Origin of the sequence: Loktanella sp. Alg231-35 (assembly GCF_900143545.1) — a bacterium.
GTDB lineage: Bacteria > Pseudomonadota > Alphaproteobacteria > Rhodobacterales > Rhodobacteraceae > Yoonia.
The window spans coordinates 1-18284 of record NZ_FREV01000014.1; the positions used below are offsets into that span (position 1 = coordinate 1).

Below are 18284 nucleotides of genomic sequence, written 5' to 3' on the forward strand. Positions count from 1 at the left end.
GGAGACGGAAGCGATCAATGATGCCGAATTGACTGACTTTTCTGAGAGGGTCGTCTTGTTTATTTCTAGGCGATGAATACACGAAGCAGATTAGTTGCGGGCCGCCAGCCCAGGCAGCAGCACGAAAAGATGACGTTCGACACATGGGGGACCAGGAACACTGTACCGTCCCCCAGATCGCGAGGTTGCTGAAGCGCTGCGAACGGACGATGCGGCGAGCGTAAGCTCGTCATCGCCGCGACAGTAGCGCCATAGCGATGCTTCAGACCGAGAAGTTAGGGCATCCAACCACCCAAACCTGATACGAGATTTTCTTCGATTTATCGAGTAGATAGACGATGCTCGCCTTCGGCAGTAGTGTTGGGAATCGAGCAGGTGAAGAATTGCGACAAGGCGATCCAATCTTATGGCAGACGAAACAAAGATTTATGAAGTTGATTTTTTTAGATGGTTCAAAGACCAACTGAAAGACAAGGGTCTGCAATTCTCCCAATGCGGCTTCAAACTCGGCGATAGCTTGGGCTCGCGTCATGACATTGATTTGCAAACGGGCTTCTGGAAGGAGCCGAGCTACTCGGCGAACAAGCCGTCGAGATGGCTTTACCAGATCGAGCCAGACGGCGCGGGCTGGAAAGCTGTAAATCCTGCGGATGGCCCTCTGAATTTAGGTGCGATCAACGCCTCCCAAGAAGACAAGGCAGGAGTGGTGTTTCGCTTGGTGCCGTTGGTGCAGCAGGGGATGAATGACTATTTCCGTGACGATAGCCTCGAAGTACACGCGCTCTTCGTATTCCACGGTGCAACGCCGCAAGGCTCTTCTGCGGAGCCCTTCAACTTCGATCCTGACAGTGGGGCAATGACGTTCAAAGGCGCTCCCCTGCCCTATCTGTTGGCGGGGCTTCTTGGGGTGCATCCGCGCGATCATGAGGTCGAGGTAACGCTCAATGGCACGCCACGCACGCTGAGCTATGGCGAGGTGAGTGACACACTGGCGGCGGGCATTACGGTTTCGCCGGAAGGCGGTGCGACGGCACCGGTCTCCGTCTATGACCTGAGCGACAAGGCGGAGTTCGAACGGCTGAAAAAGAATATCTCTGACGCTTGGAAGGCAGCGGGCCCCGTAGCGGCTCCGGTTGCTGCGGCGGGCTCCGGCATTGATGACGAGGAAGACGAAGCAATAGATGACGACGAGATCGTCGCGCCCGCCTCGCTGCATATACCCGAGATGACCGATCTCCTGGGCATCGACCCTGCGGTCTATCGCCAGATCAATGCTGCGCTCGCCTCGGGCAAGCAGCATATTATGCTATATGGCCCGCCAGGGACGGGGAAGACAACGCTCGCGCGCCATATAGCAACAGTGCTGACTGGCGGGAAATGGACATTAGTGACGGGCTCCTCGGATTGGAGTTCTCAGGACATCATCGGTGGCTATCAGCCTATCGGGAGCGGATCGGTTGCTTTCATCCCAGGGGTTTTGCTACGGCGCTTCGACCGCCCGCTCATCATCGACGAGCTAAACCGGTGCGACATCGACAAGGTGATCGGACCGCTCTTCACGGTGCTGTCGGGTCAGCAAACTACCCTACCCTACCGGCTCGACATTGAAGACAAGGATAGCCTGCAATATGTGATCCTGCCGGAGAGTAAGCCTTCGGCAGCAGCGCATGAGTTTGCGCCGGGACCGCATTGGCGGCTGGTGGCGACGATCAACTCCATCGACAAGGCGTCCCTCTACCAAATGTCCTATGCACTCGCCCGACGCTTTGGCTGGGTCTATGTCGATGCCCCCAGCGACACGGCGGGTTTCATTGAAGCCTTCCTACGCAAGGAGGAGCCTGCCTGGGCGGGACCGATGGCAGGAGCCCCCTGCCCTCTCGCCGAATTTTGGGAGGCGATTAACTCGGTGCGGGTGATCGGCCCTGCGCCCATCATCGACGCGATGAAGGCTGTCCAGGCGATGGAAGAAGACGTGGAATTCTTCGCCGCCCCTGTTGCGCCAATAAAGGAAGCCCTGCTCGATGCGGTAGACATGGTGCTGCTTCCGATGCTCGACGGAATCGTTGTGCAGGATGCAGAGTTTTTAGCTGGCAAGGCCGTAGAGGTCTTTGGTCTTGATGTTGATCAGAGCACGCGGATAAGAGCGCGGATGGCCTCCGTGGCAGTGTGATGGAGACGCTCGACCGGGCTATCAACGACTATGCGGCAGGGGTGTTTCTACGGTATTTCCGGCAAGGGACACTAGCGGGGGCGGAAAGCCCTCATCTTGATCACGCACGGGACCTGGACCTGCTTCGCGCGCATTGGGCGCTATCGGAACCCGTGCGGACATTTCTATCCTATGTACTGACGCATCGGCACGAAGCCCAAAGCCTGCTGCAATTCGTCAAACGGACGGACGATGCTGTCGCGCGTGGGCGGATCGACGCGCGCGGCACGATGCTCGCGCGGCGTATTTCTGGGCATCCGTCACTCGTGGTCTACGAAGAGCCGGTACGTAGCTTTAACACGGGGCCAAACCAAGTTGTTGCGTGGGTGGTCCAGACAGCTTCGACCTACGCAGCGCGGCTCTTCGCCGTTCAGCCTACGGGATCGGCCTATGCTGGTTTAGTCGAAGAAACTATGACTGATGTGACGGCAGTAAAGCGCCTCGATGCCTTGCGCGAGGTGCTGAAGAGCGTGTCCGTCCATCGCAGGCCGGGACCAGGAGCGTTGCGAGACGCCGCGCGGTCGCGGCGGATGATCTATCGGCTGGCTATAGCCGCCTATGATACTTTAGCGCGAATTGAGGCGGGAGACGAAGAGGCGCTGCGCAGCGTTCTGCAAAGCACGCTCATCGGACCTTTGGAACAATGGCGTCGCTTTGAGTTGGCTGTGGGACTCGGAATCGGCGAAGCCCTCGCGGCGGAAACGGGCGAACCGATAAACCTTGCCCTACTCGGTAAGACATCTGGAGCGCCGGTCATTTCGTGCGGACGTTATGACATCTTCTGGCAGGGTGGCGGTGGATTGTTCACCGCCCCCGCCCTAGAGCCCTCCGAAGAGCGACTAGAAGCGGCTCTGGCAGCCTATGGAATGAATCTCGCAGCGGATCGGCCGGATCTGGTGATCACCGACCGGCTTGCCGGTCAGGCGAAGGGAATTGTCGAGGTCAAGTATCTGGCGGGAGACACGGCAAACGCCCGCTTCCGCGAGGCTGCGGGGCAAATCGTGCGCTATGCACGAGGCTATGCCCCTGAAGCGGGGATAGACAATCTTATCCGCGCCTCACTCGTTGCTCTGAACCGCAGCGCCCCTGCCCTTTTGGATGAATCTGCCGCAGCGCCGCACGCAGTGGATTTCGAGGGGTTAACCGATGGGCGGTTGCGGCTTTGGGTACGGGAGAGGCTGCTTGCTCCCCCTGCATAGCAAAGGGCAGAGGGAGCGGTTTACTCGGCGGCAATCTTTGATGAAGCCTTTTTGCGCATCGAGGCAGGGCGTTGAGCGCCACCGTCTGCGAAGAGCGGCACTTTTTCCTCGTTCACAGGAAGGGCGCACGGCGATGCAATTTCGTAGGGGATGCCGCGATCCTTGGGTAACGGTTGAAGCGTCGGTTCAAAGCGAGCGCGTGCACCGAGGAGGTATTCTTCGGATAGCTCACAGCATGTCCAGCGACGTTTCAAATTCTCAGCCACAACGCCTGTGACACAAGAGCCGCCGAACGGATCAACCACTAAATCGCCGGGATCAGTCAGGAAGCGAATGAAATACTCAGGGAGTTGCGCGGGAAAGCGTGCCGGATGAATTGGGATGTTTTCGGCGCGACAATTATCTTGGTAACGCCCATTGGATTCCGTATTCGCGATAGCCAGTAGGTTCGGCGGAACAGAACCGCCGTTGTCCTTGTTGAACTTGTCAGAAATGTCGTGCCCAGATGGACGTAGCTTGGCTTTGTAACCATTCTTCAGCAGGTGCTTCATCGACTTGGAATACGGCTGAAGGACGCGTTTGTTATTGGCTTTGGGAAATGGTGTCTTTGAGAGCCACCAGACGGTGTTCACAGCATCTTTGACGCGGACACGGCGGACGTTGACCCATTCCGCTGGGGTTGGAAGCTTTGACGGGTTGAACCAGTAATGCTCCTGACACAGATGAAAACCATACTCCTCGACCAGCATGACGAGAAGTTTGAAATGGTAGAGACTGCGGGTTGGCTGCCCAGGCACCCAGGCACCGCCAATATCAATAACCAGGCTCCCTGTGTCCTTCAGGACGCGATGAGCACCTTCGGCGAAGGGTCGAAACCAGTCGCAATACCGATCAGCGTCTTCATTTCCATAACTCTTCTTTCGCACCAATCCGAAAGGCGGCGAAGTCATGATAAGATCGACGCTGTTCTCTTTCGCTTTATTGAACAGATAGCTGCGGCTATCGCCCCAGAGAATTTCTCCATGTTCAGTCTTGTGAAACAGTCGCAGCAACTTGGCGGGGAAATCGCGCGGGTTGGTCTTTTTCGGCCCTAAGTCAGGCTCTTCCATCTGGGAAAACTGCGCATGAAGAGCGCGGAAGTACTCGCTCAGAGAGCCATATCCTTGAGCAGCAGCAGCGGCTTCTATTTCCGAACGCTCTTCTTCTGTAAGACGGACGTTTGCCGCCTTAGTCCTTGGATTCGTTGCTTTTGGTCGCGCCATTTGATTCCTCGCCTGTTTTACAAACGCACCCTAGCTGAGGGTTTTCTGTAACACAACAACCAGATGGATTAACCGTCACACAAAAACAAAAATAGTGGCTTAATCTCGGAAATTGTGAAGCTTGATTGACGAGTTTTCGGAAAGCCACTTACACAAAGGCAGCTAAGTGCTGCTTTCAACTTTCATCGAAGCAGCAAATGGATTTGCAAGATTAAAATCGGCACATGGTTGGTAACTGTTATCTGTTACCTTCTGCGACCATCAATTTCAGCCGTGTTGGGAATGTTAATCCCGCCCGCCCGCAGGCACTCATACAGCAACTCTTTCTGGGTCACACCACGCTTTTGGGCCTCTGAGGCAAAGGCCTCCTTGATCGGCTTAGGGACATTCGTGAAAGAAAATTGGACACGCGGAGCGTCTTTCAGAGCCGAAGACTTGGCTTTGCTTACGCTTGGCAGTGGAGCCGAGAGTTCTTTCAACTTCCGGGCACTATCGTCGTTATCTAGATCATCATCAAGATTTACGCTGACTTTGGCCATGACCCACTCCTGTAGAAACTGATTAGGCCCCTGCCCTGCAAATCAGCCAAAACCGATTGTGCGGACCTTCTGGCCGATCCCTGTGGAGACTGGCCTGTCGAAGTCATTTCCTTGAATCCGGTGCGGTGCGCGCACATGGCGTTCAGACGCGGCACTTTCTGGGCGTCCAGCGCATCAGTGATGGCCTGTGTGATGTTGGTGTGCGTGTCCACGTCCATCATCACGACAAGGGACGGAATCTCTTTTTCCATGGTCTCGGCAACGCTTTGCACGTGGGAGAATGTTCGTTTCGCACCCTTCGCGTCCGCTTCGTTGGCCTTTGAGGGTATCAGGATCAGGTTTGCTGCGGCGATTGCATGCATCGACATAGCGGACTTGAATCCAGCCGTGTCCACGAAGATTGCATCATAGGCAGGTTCAGCCTTTTTCAGCGCCTTGACGGTCGGGATGAGTTTTTCGTCATCCTCTTCAGAGAGCCAATCAAGGCTGGTCTGATCCTTCTTGGCCCAGGCTTCCAGATGCCTTTGCGGGTCAGTGTCGATCACCGCAACCTTTGCACCGTCCTCAACCATCAGACTTGCAATAGCCGTCAGGAGTGTCGTTTTCCCGGCACCGCCTTTTTCCTGCACTACGCTGATAACCTGCGTCATGTTATGCCCTCAATTTTTTGCACACCTTATCTCTTAACAGATAACAGTCAACACATAACTATTAAGTGATAACAGATATGGCATATCTGTTATGTGTTAAGGGGCCTTCCCTTTGCGTTCATACCACTTGCGGCAGAAGCCGACGAACGCCCCGTCAGGATGGCGAGGCGGTTCGCTCATCCACATTCGCCATTCCTGTTCAAGGAAATAGACATCCCATGTTGGGGCGGCATCACGGGCCTGTTCATATGCTGTCGAAGACAGGCGGACCGTTATGTCAGAAGTGAGAGCAGGACTGTCACCGTAGATATCGAGAAATTCGGGTTTTGGTGAAACCTCCAGCACGTCATGCAGCAGCTTGAAACTGTAGTCCGGCATGTGGGATTGATCTGCATCAGCTTTGCAGATTGCTTTCACCAGCCGCTTGAACTCCTTTGAGGTGGACGTGGAGCCGGTCTTGTGTTGCAGCTTATCAAGGCCAATCCGCCAGACATCCTGCTTTCCGCAGTGCTTCCGAGCCAACTCGTACAGACGGCGTTCCAAAGGCTTTCGTAGCTGAAAATACGCCTTGTGCAATGTCAGTACGTTCTTGTTTACAATCGCTTTTACGAGCCAATCGCCCATTTCCAGCTCTACGCTGAGAAGGCGGCCAGTAGAGTCTTCCTTGACGATTTTTGCGTCCGTAATAAATGAGATTGAGCGCCATTCTCCAACACCATGATCATGGATATTAGTCTCGATCTGGGTGAACTGGAGACGGGTGAGGGCGCGGCGCAAAGTTGCATATGCCTGTCCAGTCGTGTGCCGGTTGGTTGCCTTTAGCAAATCGTGGGCCGAGATACGGACACGGCGTCCTATTTCCTGGCCTTCATTCTTTGCTGCCATAAGCTGACTCAGGACATAGATCAGAATATCCCTGTCGAAGACGTTGGCCCGGCCTTCCTCTGCCGCTGGCGTGATCTTCACTTTGACATTGCCCTGTTCATATTCGAAAGCGGCCAGGTCTTTTTTGACCGACAGTGAGAACAGTGGATGCTCCATTGAAGCCCTGTCGCTTTTGGGAGTGGCATCTAGGATATCGCACACGAACAGATCAGGCTCAGTGTGCCTCTGTGGGAGTAATGCTGTTCTTCTGCGAGGCCGTGCCATTCTTCGATACTCTACCCACCTTTATTCGACAGTCTGCCCACCAGACGCGAGTATTCTTCGATACTCTACACACCTTTCTTCGATAGTCTACCCACCTTTATTCGATACTCTACACACCGACAGTTCAAATTAGGCGTAATTTCAAAAGCAAAATCAGTGGGTTGGGAATCGACCGATTCTCGTAACACCTTTAATAACACATATATAACACTCAGCTTGTTGAGCCGACCCCGTTCCAATGTCGAGATTCTGTCCTACGGTTGGTAGAACACGCAAGCGTTGACGCCCTCAGTTGTAGCGGTCCACGTCGCCCCAAGGACAACGCATGTGGAGGGGTAGCTGGCTAAGAAACGAGGAAGCAGAACCGTCATCGCCAAAGCGAGAACGAGGGCACCCAGACCAAACCAAGGCAATCGGGATTTCAGACGCTCTGCTTTCTGTTCCCGTTCCCAGACTTGCCGAAGAGCCGCTGACTTATCCTCTTCAGCTTTCTTGAGTGCATCCTGCGCCCTGTTTGAAGCATTGAACAGATCGACACACATCTGGCCCATGCGCACCAGGTTGTCGTTGATCTTTCCATCAATCGTTGCGCCGACCAGTTCGCCATAGTTCTTCGGGTTGGTCTGGTCCCGCGCCGCAAAGGCTGCGATCCGTGCTTCGGTCGAGACCTCAATCTGCCTGTTCGCAACTGTCGTCAGACCATCGATCCGGTTGGACATGCTGGCGACCGCCGTGGCCATGAGATCGAGGGTTTCGCGCAGCTCAGCGTCGGAGAGGGCAGGGAACTTAGGTTGGTCTGGATCAGGCGTGTCAGTCATAGCGGGTTATCCTTCGGATCACTGGTTCTGCGGGACGAACAGCCCCTTGAACTCGGGGTCGGCGTAGTAGCGCAGCTTTTGAGCCAGGGCCGAGGGTTGGCCTTGGACGCGCAGAAGCTGCAAGTCTGGCGGCATTTGCATGATTTCATCGGGGGTCAGCAGATCGCGGCCCGTGAGGTTGTTGCTAAAGCTGGGATTGTCGCCCGGCTTGTAGCTGTCGGTCTGGAAGCCCGTGGTTTCCTGCCCGATCATCTGGCTCAGCCATTTCGCCGTTTCAAAATCATTCACGCCAAAGACCTGTTGCACCCCGGCATTGGCGATGAACGTTCCCGCGCGTTCGCCATAAAGGTCCCTGATCTGGCTCATGTCTTGCAGGATGGGCCAGAGCTGGAGACCATATCCCGCCATCAGCCCCATGGCGCGCTCTACGGCCTCCAGGCGGCCCAGGGCGGCAAACTCATCGAGGAGGAAGAGGGCAGGGGCCTTGAGGCGCTCTACAGGGCCGCTTTGGCCACTCCCAGACACTTCTGCGTCCCGTGCGATGTCCTGGAGGGCCTGAGAGACCAGAAGGCGCAGCCAGCGGCTGTAGGCGTCCATACGGTTGGGCGGCAGCACCAGAAACACGGAGGTGATCCGGTGGCGCAGGTCCGAGAAGTGGAAGTCCGACCGCGATGTAACTTTCGCAATGCGCGGGCTGTCGAGGAAATGGGTGTGTCTCTGCGCGTTCGACAGGACCGAGGCCGCTTCCCGATCTGCCTTGCCGAGGAACCGGTTGGCGGCGCGAGCAATCAAACCGCCCGCCGCATCGCTGTCCTGCATCAGCTCCAGCAGCGCGCGGAGCTTTTCCGGGGGCAGGGTGAGATATTCCCGCACGGTGGCCAGGCAGCGCCGGTCGCGGTCCTCGTGGCAAACGCAGAACATGATCAGCCCGCCGAGGATGGCCTTGGCTTCCTCGTTCCAATGGGCTTCCGAGACCTGTCCCGGTGGGTCCATCACCAGCGCCTCTGTCAGGGAGGCGGCATCCTCGCCCAGATCGAGACTGTCCGGCGTCAGCCGGTCGAGCGGGTTGTAGGCCGCTGATGGCATCCCGGAGACCTCAAACGGATCGAGGACATGCACGGTGCCAAACCGCCTTCGCGCTTCCCCGGCGATCCGGGCGTTCTCGCCCTTGGGATCAATGACTAGTACAGAGCGTTCCGCCGCCAGCAGGTTCGGGATCACCGTGCCGACACCCTTGCCCGCCCGTGTTGGGGCGAGGGTGATCAGATGGGCAGGACCGTCATAGCGCAACAGCCGCCCGGTGTGCGGGTTGCGCCCGATCAGGAGACCATCGTCGCCCTGAAGCTTCTTCAGCTCCTTGCGGCTGGCGAAGCGGGCCGAACCGTGGCTGTCACCGGTCAGCCCGAAGAAGGCATCGGCCCCGGAGGTCTTGCGCCAGTACTGGAACCCGAAAACTCCGCCGATGAAGACAGGCGGCGCGATGATGACCCATTCCCAGGCAGAGTGACCAAGCGGAGGTCCGAAGGCTGTCATGGCCACGACGCCCCCGATGATGAACCCAATCATCGCGCCGAACAGGACAGCGCCGATCATCCAGCCCAACAGGATTGGGGTGAAGATCAGCCGACCGAAGACCCGGAACAGTCCGTCAAAGAGGCGGATCACGCCCCGCATCAGGACGGCGTTTCCGGGTCAGAACTGGATGGGGCAGGGGAGGGGGCATCCCAATCCGCGAAGGCCTTGCGATCCTGTTCACGGGCGAGGTTGCGCACGAGCCGGTCGAGCATGGCGGCAGCACCGGAATCCCGCTCCGCCAGATCGAGGAGCGCGCCACCCAGGATCACCTTGCGCCTGGTATCGAGTTTGCGCTGTCGAGTGGCTTCCCGGTTCTTCAGCGCCTGAAGACGGGCTTTGGCCTGGGCATATCGTTTCTCAGCGCGTTCCAGCTCGGTCTCTGCCAATCGGTGACTCCATCTTTGAAAAGGCGGGTGGAAAGGTTAGGCTTGCCACATCCAGCGATAGCGCTTACCCGTAGGCCTGTAAAGGACAAGGGCGCACTTATGCAAACTCTTCACCTGCGGTTCCGAGATTTGCGTGCGACCTCTTCGGGGCGACGCCCCAGCCGATGGCAGACCCCTTCGCTGCGAGGCGCATCGAAATGGGAGACGGCATCGCCTCTCCCAAACCCTCTAGGACCAACCTTGGCGGTTGGATCGCCTCCCGTCACGTCGCACCAGCGGATCGACCGGTGCCCCACGATGGGGGCCGGTCTGCCGCTGGCGTCTCCGTTCCGGGAGGCACATGGCGTCGGACCTGACGGTGCCACCATGTGCCGGGTTTGCCCTCGGCAAACCGCCAGTCCTCTGTCCCCATATCCCCAGCCTCATGGGGGGCGGGATATGGGGACAGAGGACTGGCAAGCCCGCGCCTCAGAGAGCCGCTGGCTCGCTTTGGGCGGTCTGTCTTTTCCCCTCCGGCCCCAGCGTTGTGGGGCGCGGGCCTCCGGGGCAAAGACGGCTGACCGGACGGCCAATGTCGGGGCATTGGCCGGGGTCAGCAGCGGCGCTTGTCGGCAGCGTTCATCATCGGGGGGAGGGTAGGGCGCATGGCCAGCTACCACCTCTCCGTGAAGACGATCAAACGCAGCGCCGGGCGCTCTGTCGTGGCCGCAGCCGCCTACCGTGTCGGTGAGCGCATTGAGTGCCAGCGCGAGGGCAGGGTCCATGACTACACCCGCAAGCAGGGCATCGAAGAGACCTTCATCGTCGCCCCCGAAACAGCCCCGGCCTGGGCGCAGGATCGGTCCAAACTCTGGAACGAGGCCGAGGCCAGCGAGACCCGCCGCAACTCCGTCACGGGTCGCGAGTGGGAGCTGGCCCTGCCGTCCGAGATCAGCGACGAGGACCGGTCGCAGATCACGCGAGCCTTCGCCGAGGAGCTGGTCAGCCGCTACGGCGTGGCCGTCGATGTGGCGATCCACGCACCGCACCGTGAGGGCGATCAGCGGAACCATCATGCCCATGTTCTGACCTCTACTCGCAAGCTGGAGGCCGAGGGCTTCACCGCCAAGACGCGGGTGCTGGATTCCGCGAAGACTGGCGGTGTCGAAATCGAGCAGATGCGTGGTGTCTGGGCCGAATTGCAGAACCGGGCGCTGGAGCGCGTCGGCGAGGTCGAGCGGGTTGATCACCGATCCCTTGAGAAGCAGCGCGAGGCAGCGCAGGAGCGTGGCGACACGTTGTCCGCTGAAGAGTTGGACCGTGACCCCGAGCTGAAGCTGGGACCGGCAGCGAACTCCATGGAGCGGCGCGAGAAGGCGGCAGCCGAACGTGAGGGCCGGGAATACAAACCCGTCACGGAGCGCGGTGCCGTGGTCCATGCCGCCCGTCAGGCCCGCGCTGCGTTCCGCGACATGCGCGAGAGATTGGAGCTGGCCCGCGAGACTTACGGTACGGCCCGCGAGGAAGGGCAGGGGCGCGTGTCTGCCGGTTTGGCAGCCCTCAGGGCGGCGACATCGAAAGAGCGCGGTGCGCGCGCGTCAGACGACATCAAAGAACGGTTGGCGCAGATCACCGGGCGGGATGGTCCGGGTCGGGAAGAACTGGAACGCGGTGGGCAGAGTGACGAAGAACCGGGGCGTCCTGCGCAGGAGCGGTTGCGCGAGGCCCTGGACAAGGAGCGCGGGGCCGAGCGGGACCAAGGTGCGGAAGATGCCGAGAAGCCGTCGATCCGCGAACGGTTGGACGATGTGCTGAACAAGCCGCGCGAAAAGCTGGAGATCGAAGAGCCGGAGAAAGACCGGGAAGTCGAGAACGAGCGCGAGATTGACCGAGAGATAGACCGCGACCCTGGCCTCAGTCACTGATGTGACAGAACGAAACTGGAAGAGGAGACCGATTGAATGAACGAAGTTTTTAACGTGGGCGAGACGATCTTGCTGGATGGCGAGCCGCTGTCACTGGTGACGCGGACGGGCGTGGAAAGATGGATCGAGAAGGGCGTGAAGCACAGCTACCGCTACGACCAGGTGCGCGATCCGCTCGACGGCCAGATAAAATACCGCTGCCTCTACGAGAAAGACGGGACGGATGTGCCGTTTGTGCTGGTCAATAGTCCGGACAGCGGAGACGGGCGCGTGGTTCTGTTCGATCAGGAACCTGGTACGCAGCGCCATAAGCTGAGAAATTGACCGATGCTATGAGCGTGTGTCGTGCTTCGCTCGCCGGTTTCCGATTGTGTTTCACCTGAACCGTTCCGATTTTGCCGCAGACGGTCTATTCAATTATTTCAGGCACTCCCATCGACGACTTGACCGTTGAGAGCGTCTCGCGAAGAAGGAACTTCGCGCGCGCTGCACCATTTGCTAGCCTTTCTACGATTTCGTCATTCGTTACGTCGAATTTCCGATACCCTTCACAATGCGCAAGGATCGTAGAAATCGCTTTCTCACGATGTGAACCGCTTCCGCTTCTGACGGCGTCTGCAGCCTCTCGTTCGTCTATCGCTTCGCACCATTCACAAAGAATGCTGTCAGCCACAGTGCCATCCTTGATGTCTGAGCACTGTCCTTCCAAGTCCTGAGAAAGAACCCAACCATTCTCAGTTACCATATGATTGCCATCGGCGCCGCTAAGGTAGGGAACCTTTGGTTTATGCCAATTTGGACTCCGCAAGGTATCGGGGTATGTGCGGTTGAAGCTCTCGGCAATGGCTTCCATGACATAAACATATCCACTTATCTCCAGCCCTCCCTGAAACTGTTCACAACCTAAACCTAGTGCCATGGTTGGGACAGCAAACTGCGGATAGAGATACTCAGAAACACTTGGATTTATGTTCAAACTCAGCTGTGCCCTTTGATGTGGGGCAAGCATACCAAGGAAAGAATGCTCGAAAAGCCTGCGGCAATAGTCCATGTCAACAAAGTTCATGAAGTAGCTGGTGAGTTCAAAACTCTCCGATATTGAAGAAGTTAGAACAATGTGTGATTTCTCTGGATTAATGCCAGAGGCCATGAAATCTCTAGCCGTATATAAGCTACGATTGAAGATCATCTCTCGTTGACTAGGGTACATCAACGTAGCGATCACATCATCTATGATGAAAAAACACTCATATTCATCTTCAAGATAGGGCCATTCGAGCATCGTACTTACATGGTGGCCGAGGTGACGTGGTCCCGTCATTGGATTGTGGGCGCTGACAAGAATAGACATTGTTAAGAATCCTTCTTTTTGAGCGCAGTGCGGCAAATGATGGTTTCATCGACCATGTTAATCCCGGGTATTTTCCCAAGTGAAATTTCGACTGGTGGATCAATAAGGCTGCCAATATTTTCGAAAATTGGCTTATCGCTTGCGAAATCAATCTTCCTACGAGTTACTTTAACTGTTGGCCGCTCTGCCATTTTCTCCTCCTGTGATTTGCCGTGTATCGATCACGGACCCAAAATAGCTGTTGTGGGACGGGGCTTCTCGAAGCTGATCCAAGCGCGGTGAATGATGCCAAATGTCGAGAATGTGTGATGAGTGAACATCTCCCAAAAACGCCTCCTTACCAAGAATTGGCTTGAGTTTGATCGAGGCGTAGACTCGACCAAATGGATCAACGCGGATTAGTGTGTCGGGGCGGCGAACAAGATATCCTTGGTCATGCCAAAGCCGGTCAAGTTCATCGTTAGCTAAGTCCGGCGTTGTGATCATCCACGCTGGGTCGGCGGGTCGAACTACGCCACGTTCTATAGCGTTCCGGAAAGATCGAGCTGCTTTGGTCAGGTCCAAGTTCGTGGGAATGAGACTCTTAAGGGAGGTCGCCGTTCCCCGACCTGCTGCATAAAGAGGCCCGACACAATAGCCATCGACGCCTAGAGAGCCCCCAAGCGACGCAATGGCCTCGATGTCGCCCGCATTCTTGCGGTTGATGACTGTTCCAAGAATGACAGGCACCCTTGCGGCTGTAAGACGACTAATCCCCGAAACAACACTCTCGTAATTGCCCGGGCCACGCAATAGATTGGCCAGCTCGGGAGTTGAGCCATCAAGAGTGGTCTGCAAAGCGTAGAGGTTCTTTGCTTCTGCAAGTGCTTGAATAATTTCGTCATTCAGATATGTGAGATCACTTCCTACCGTCACGACAAACCCCATTTTGTCTGCTGCGTGTAGAATTTCAGGAAAATCTGGTCGTGTAAGTGGATCACCACCTGTTATGCGAATAAAAAATATCCCTGAATCATAGAATTCACGAAGTTGAACCTTCCATTCGTCAAGAGATAATTCACCGGAAGTCTGAGCTTTTGGGTGTGCGTCATATGCACAATACCGACAGGATCGCATACACTTTAATGTCAGTTCCAGCTCTATTCCAATTGGAGCAGATAGATGTATGTTGTCCTGACTTTGCTCTACGGGTGAATACACCTCCGCCTTTGTTCTGGCGAGACTGTCGCATTGTCTTAAGACCGAGTTATTGCACTGCTCAGACAAAAAAGCCCTTATCAGTGAGTCATCATTAGCGGCTGGGATAGCGCTCTTAATGGCACTGAGTGATCGAGGTCGGCTACAGAACGCCAAGATTGCACTGGCAGTATGGTTGAAGTTCTTGGTTTCCTGGCGATCACGATTTAGAAGAAGCCCGCCTGTCGGCTCGAAGCGCAGTCTAATGTCATCGCTTAATATGAAATGGTCCATAAAAAATTGCCCCGAAAAAGCCGAGTCGGCTTCGACGTTAACATAGAAGGGCAAAGCTAAGGAGTTTTTTCGGAGGCGTGGCGGTCTAAGAGGTTCGTTTCTACAAATGGCAGAAACGGCCGTTTTTGGGAACTTTCGCACCCTACCCTGTTGACGCCGCCAAAAACCCCATTCAAAACTCAAGTGGTTTTTGAAGGTTTTTGGCATGATCCTTGGCTATGCGCGTGTATCAACAGAAGACCAACACCTTGACGCCCAGATCGAGGCGCTGGAGGCGGTAGGGGCAAAACGCATTTGGTCTGAAAAGATATCAGGTGCTAAGACGCAACGACCTGAACTGGAGGAGATGCTTAAGCATCTTCGACCAGACGATGTGGTGACGGTCACAAAATATGATCGTCTCAGCCGATCCTTGCAGGACTTGTTGAGCATCGTCGAGATCATTCAGGAAAAGGGTGCAGGTTTCCGGTCACTGGCTGAGGACATAGACACAACCACATCCGCTGGTCGGCTGGTGTTTCATGTCTTTGCCTCTATCGCTCAGTTTGAGCGCGAGCGAATTTCGGAACGAACTAAAGAGGGTCTGGCTTCAGCTCGCAAGCAAGGCCGGATCGGCGGTAGGCCACCTGCGCTTACGCCTGAACGCCGCGACGAGGTGCGACGGATGCGTGACGAGGACGGGCGCGGTATTGCAGAACTAGCGCGCCTTTTTGAGGTCAGTCCGAACACGATCCGGCGTGCATAACCTGCTAGCTGCCCAACTATTTTTTGCTTATAGGTGTCCGCGGCACGCACCGTCCCCAGAGCGAATTTTTACGCGTCTACAATACTATGAATTTAGATATAGATTTGGATATATGAGGGTCACGATATGATTGAAGGCTTCAACATCCTCCGAAATATCGGCCAATTTGACTCGATCACACCTGGTGCGAACATCAATCTAACGCCCCTATCGTTGATTTACGCTGAGAACGGTCGGGGCAAGACCACGATTGCCGCTATTCTCCGTTCTCTTGCACTCGACGAGCCTTCGCTCGTCTTGGAACGGCAAAGGCTTGGCTCTACCCACCCACCGCACATAGTTGTTCGGAACAGTGGGCAGCAGGTCATTTTTCAGAATTCCGCTTGGTCACAACCGCTACCCGAAATCGCAATCTTTGACGATGCATTCGTAGCGGCCAATGTGTGCTCAGGGATTGATCTAGGAACTGCGCACCGGCAGAACCTGCACGAACTGATCCTCGGGGCACAGGGCGTCGCTCTGAATTCTCAATTGCAGGAACTTGTTGCCAAGATTGACGCGCACAACACCAGCCTGCGTGAGAAGGGTGATGCGATACCTGGTAATGCTCGCGGCCCGTTCAATGTCGCAGATTTTTGCGAGCTGGAGGTTGACCCAGATATAGAAACCAAGATCGAAGATGCAGGACGGCGGCTTGCGGCGGCAAAGGCGAGTGATGCCATTCGCCAGCGATCAGGCTTTGTGCCGCTTAGCCTGCCGGACTTTGACATTGATGCGATCAATGCGGTGCTGGGCCTTACTCTCGAAGATTTACAATTGGACGCAGCAGAGCGAGTTCGTGAACATCTCGGCGCTTTGGCCAACAATGGTGAAACCTGGGTTGCTGAAGGCATGGGACACACCGCTGCATATTCCGAAAATGCAGGAACAGACGCGTGCCCATTTTGCGCCCAAGACTTAAATGGTTCTGACTTAATCCTCCATTATCAAGCCTATTTCAGTGATGCCTACAAAGAGTTGAAGGCATCAATACGCCAAACCGGGATCGGTGTGCGAGATACACACGGCGGAGATATTCCGGCTGCATTTGAGCGCAGCATACGAACGGCTGTGCAAACGCATGAGTTTTGGAAGGACTTTGCTGAGCTACCAGAGATTGTTGTCGATACGGCTGCTATTTCCCGTGAATGGACGGCAGCACGAGAGGCGGCATTGCAGTCTCTAAGAGACAAGGCCGCATCACCATTAGAGGTGACGATCCTGTCACCGGATGCAGTGGGAGCAATTCAGACCTATCGTCGACGCATTGATGAGATTGCGCATCTGTCTGAACGGCTGGTTGGCTGCAACGATGCGATTGATGTTGTGAAAGAACAGGCCGCAGCCGACGATGTTTCCGCGCTTCAAAGTGACCTCGCAAAGCTGAACGCACGCAAAGCACGATTCGAACCAGTGGTCGTAGTTCTTTGTAAGGAGTACACCGACGAGAAGACGGCAAAAGCGACTACCGAAGGGCAACGCGATGCCGCACGGACTGCACTCGATAACTATCGCCAACAGATTTTTCCGACCTATGAGACGGCGATCAACGACTTTCTGACTAGATTCAATGCTTCTTTCAGATTGGGTAGGATGAGGTCGGTCAACAACCGGGCGGGCTCATCTGCATCCTACTGCGTTGTGATCAACCAGCAGGAAGTCAATGTCACGGCATCAGATGGGCCTTCTTTCCGAAACACCCTGAGCGCAGGTGATCGGAACACGCTGGCGTTGGCGTTCTTCTTCGCTTCGCTGGATCAAGACCCCAACCTGGCTCAGAAGATTGTCGTAATTGACGATCCAATGACTAGTCTCGATGAGCACCGAACGCTGCGCACCCGGCAGGAAATGCGTGGGCTTTATGCAAGGGTTGCTCAGATGATCGTGCTTTCTCACTCGAAGCCTTTCCTATGTGCCTTGTGGGAAGACGCCAGCACGAATGATCGTTCCGCTTACCGGCTCGCCCGTGCTGCAAGTGGGTCTGAGATTGCCGAATGGGATGTTCGGAATGATAGCATAACTGAGCATGATAAGCGGTATGAGATGATTACCGGTTACATCCAGTCTGGTGGCGCGGCGATCGAGCGTAAGGTTGCTGAAGCGCTGCGACCGACGCTTGAGGCGTTCATGCGGGTTGCATACCCGATTGAATTTCCACCGGGGAAATTGCTTGGTCCGTTCATTGGCGTTTGTAACCAAAGCCCAGGTACGATTATGGCACAAGCAGATGTTACTGAACTGCGTAGTCTTCTCGATTATGCCAACAAGTTTCATCACGACACGAACGCGGCTTGGGAGACGGAAGCGATCAATGATGCCGAATTGACTGACTTTTCTGAGAGGGTCGTCTTGTTTATTTCTAGGCGATGAATACACGAAGCAGATTAGTTGCGGGCCGCCAGCCCAGGCAGCAGCACGAAAAGATGACGTTCGACACATGGGGGACCAGGAACACTGTACCGTCCCCCAGATCGCGAGGTTGCTGAAGCGCTGCGAACGGACGATGCGGCGAGCGTAAGCTCGTCATCGCCGCGACAGTAGCGCCATAGCGATGCTTCAGACCGAGAAGTTAGGGCATCCAACCACCCAAACCTGATACGAGATTTTCTTCGATTTATCGAGTAGATAGACGATGCTCGCCTTCGGCAGTAGTGTTGGGAATCGAGCAGGTGAAGAATTGCGACAAGGCGATCCAATCTTATGGCAGACGAAACAAAGATTTATGAAGTTGATTTTTTTAGATGGTTCAAAGACCAACTGAAAGACAAGGGTCTGCAATTCTCCCAATGCGGCTTCAAACTCGGCGATAGCTTGGGCTCGCGTCATGACATTGATTTGCAAACGGGCTTCTGGAAGGAGCCGAGCTACTCGGCGAACAAGCCGTCGAGATGGCTTTACCAGATCGAGCCAGACGGCGCGGGCTGGAAAGCTGTAAATCCTGCGGATGGCCCTCTGAATTTAGGTGCGATCAACGCCKCCCAAGAAGAC

17 protein-coding genes are annotated in these 18284 nt (G+C 55.8%); 7 read left to right on the forward strand and 10 right to left on the reverse strand.

The window, feature by feature from the left end; translation table 11 throughout:
* Positions 1–406: 406 nt before the first annotated feature.
* Positions 407–2170 carry an AAA family ATPase gene (locus DHN10_RS19485; protein WP_108817027.1) on the forward strand — a complete coding sequence of 588 codons (1764 nt, stop codon included), beginning with the start codon at positions 407–409 and terminating at the stop codon, positions 2168–2170.
* The gene (locus DHN10_RS19490) at positions 2170–3408 is read left to right on the forward strand and encodes a hypothetical protein (RefSeq protein WP_108817028.1); all 1239 of its coding nucleotides are present in this window, start codon (positions 2170–2172) and stop codon (positions 3406–3408) included. Before DHN10_RS19485 ends, DHN10_RS19490 begins: the two co-directional genes overlap by 1 nt.
* Positions 3409–3428: 20 nt before the next feature.
* Here the strand turns inward: DHN10_RS19490 and DHN10_RS19495 are convergent, their stop codons facing one another.
* The 7 genes from DHN10_RS19495 to DHN10_RS19525 form a co-directional block, all read right to left on the reverse strand.
* A complete protein-coding gene (locus DHN10_RS19495) occupies positions 3429–4670 on the reverse strand; it encodes a DNA-methyltransferase (RefSeq protein ID WP_108817029.1) in 1242 nt (413 codons plus the stop codon).
* A 245-nt stretch (positions 4671–4915) separates the two neighbouring features.
* Positions 4916–5209, reverse strand: a complete 294-nt coding sequence (locus DHN10_RS19500; protein WP_108817030.1) for a hypothetical protein — start codon at positions 5207–5209, stop codon at positions 4916–4918.
* Positions 5191–5859: a ParA family protein gene (locus tag DHN10_RS19505; RefSeq protein WP_108817031.1), complete on the reverse strand. Its 669-nt coding sequence runs from the start codon at positions 5857–5859 to the stop codon at positions 5191–5193. The genes DHN10_RS19500 and DHN10_RS19505 overlap by 19 nt, the downstream gene beginning before the upstream one ends.
* A gap of 96 nt (positions 5860–5955) precedes the next feature.
* Complete coding sequence (locus DHN10_RS19510; protein ID WP_108817032.1) at positions 5956–7008, reverse strand: replication initiator protein A; 1053 nt, start codon at positions 7006–7008, stop codon at positions 5956–5958.
* Positions 7009–7262: 254 nt separating this feature from the next.
* Positions 7263–7826: a hypothetical protein gene (locus DHN10_RS19515; protein ID WP_108817033.1), complete on the reverse strand. Its 564-nt coding sequence runs from the start codon at positions 7824–7826 to the stop codon at positions 7263–7265.
* 18 nt (positions 7827–7844) lie between these two features.
* Positions 7845–9500, reverse strand: a complete 1656-nt coding sequence (locus DHN10_RS19520) for a type IV secretory system conjugative DNA transfer family protein (RefSeq protein WP_108817034.1) — start codon at positions 9498–9500, stop codon at positions 7845–7847.
* Positions 9500–9787 carry a mobilization protein gene (locus DHN10_RS19525; protein ID WP_108817035.1) on the reverse strand — a complete coding sequence of 96 codons (288 nt, stop codon included), beginning with the start codon at positions 9785–9787 and terminating at the stop codon, positions 9500–9502. The genes DHN10_RS19520 and DHN10_RS19525 overlap by 1 nt, the downstream gene beginning before the upstream one ends.
* A gap of 644 nt (positions 9788–10431) precedes the next feature.
* Between DHN10_RS19525 and mobQ the strand changes: the two genes are divergently transcribed.
* Both mobQ and DHN10_RS19540 read left to right on the forward strand, forming a co-directional pair.
* Positions 10432–11691, forward strand: a complete 1260-nt coding sequence (gene mobQ, locus DHN10_RS19535; RefSeq protein ID WP_108817037.1) for a MobQ family relaxase — start codon at positions 10432–10434, stop codon at positions 11689–11691.
* 36 nt (positions 11692–11727) lie between these two features.
* Positions 11728–12015 (forward strand): hypothetical protein, encoded by a 288-nt coding sequence (locus DHN10_RS19540; RefSeq protein ID WP_108817038.1) that lies wholly within the window; start codon positions 11728–11730, stop codon positions 12013–12015.
* 85 nt (positions 12016–12100) lie between these two features.
* Here DHN10_RS19540 and DHN10_RS19545 read toward each other — a convergent pair whose 3' ends face one another.
* Genes DHN10_RS19545 through DHN10_RS19555 form a run of 3 tightly spaced genes read right to left on the reverse strand, consistent with a single transcriptional unit; the run spans position 12101 to position 14719 of the window.
* The gene (locus tag DHN10_RS19545) at positions 12101–13042 is read right to left on the reverse strand and encodes a hypothetical protein (protein ID WP_108817039.1); all 942 of its coding nucleotides are present in this window, start codon (positions 13040–13042) and stop codon (positions 12101–12103) included.
* Between the two features lie 2 nt (positions 13043–13044).
* Complete coding sequence (locus DHN10_RS19550) at positions 13045–13233, reverse strand: hypothetical protein (protein ID WP_108817040.1); 189 nt, start codon at positions 13231–13233, stop codon at positions 13045–13047.
* Positions 13211–14719 carry a radical SAM/SPASM domain-containing protein gene (locus tag DHN10_RS19555; protein WP_108817041.1) on the reverse strand — a complete coding sequence of 503 codons (1509 nt, stop codon included), beginning with the start codon at positions 14717–14719 and terminating at the stop codon, positions 13211–13213. The genes DHN10_RS19550 and DHN10_RS19555 overlap by 23 nt, the downstream gene beginning before the upstream one ends.
* Here DHN10_RS19555 and DHN10_RS19560 point away from each other — a divergent pair.
* From DHN10_RS19560 to DHN10_RS19570, 3 genes are all read left to right on the forward strand, one after another.
* Entirely contained in the window at positions 14718–15257 is a 540-nt protein-coding gene (locus tag DHN10_RS19560; RefSeq protein WP_108817042.1) for a recombinase family protein, read from the forward strand. The two genes, DHN10_RS19555 and DHN10_RS19560, sit on opposite strands and share 2 nt — an antisense overlap.
* Positions 15258–15383: 126 nt before the next feature.
* Positions 15384–17666, forward strand: a complete 2283-nt coding sequence (locus tag DHN10_RS19565; protein ID WP_108817043.1) for an AAA family ATPase — start codon at positions 15384–15386, stop codon at positions 17664–17666.
* A gap of 330 nt (positions 17667–17996) precedes the next feature.
* A partial coding sequence (locus DHN10_RS19570) for a hypothetical protein (RefSeq protein WP_159087107.1) occupies positions 17997–18284 on the forward strand: 288 nt, incomplete at its 3' end.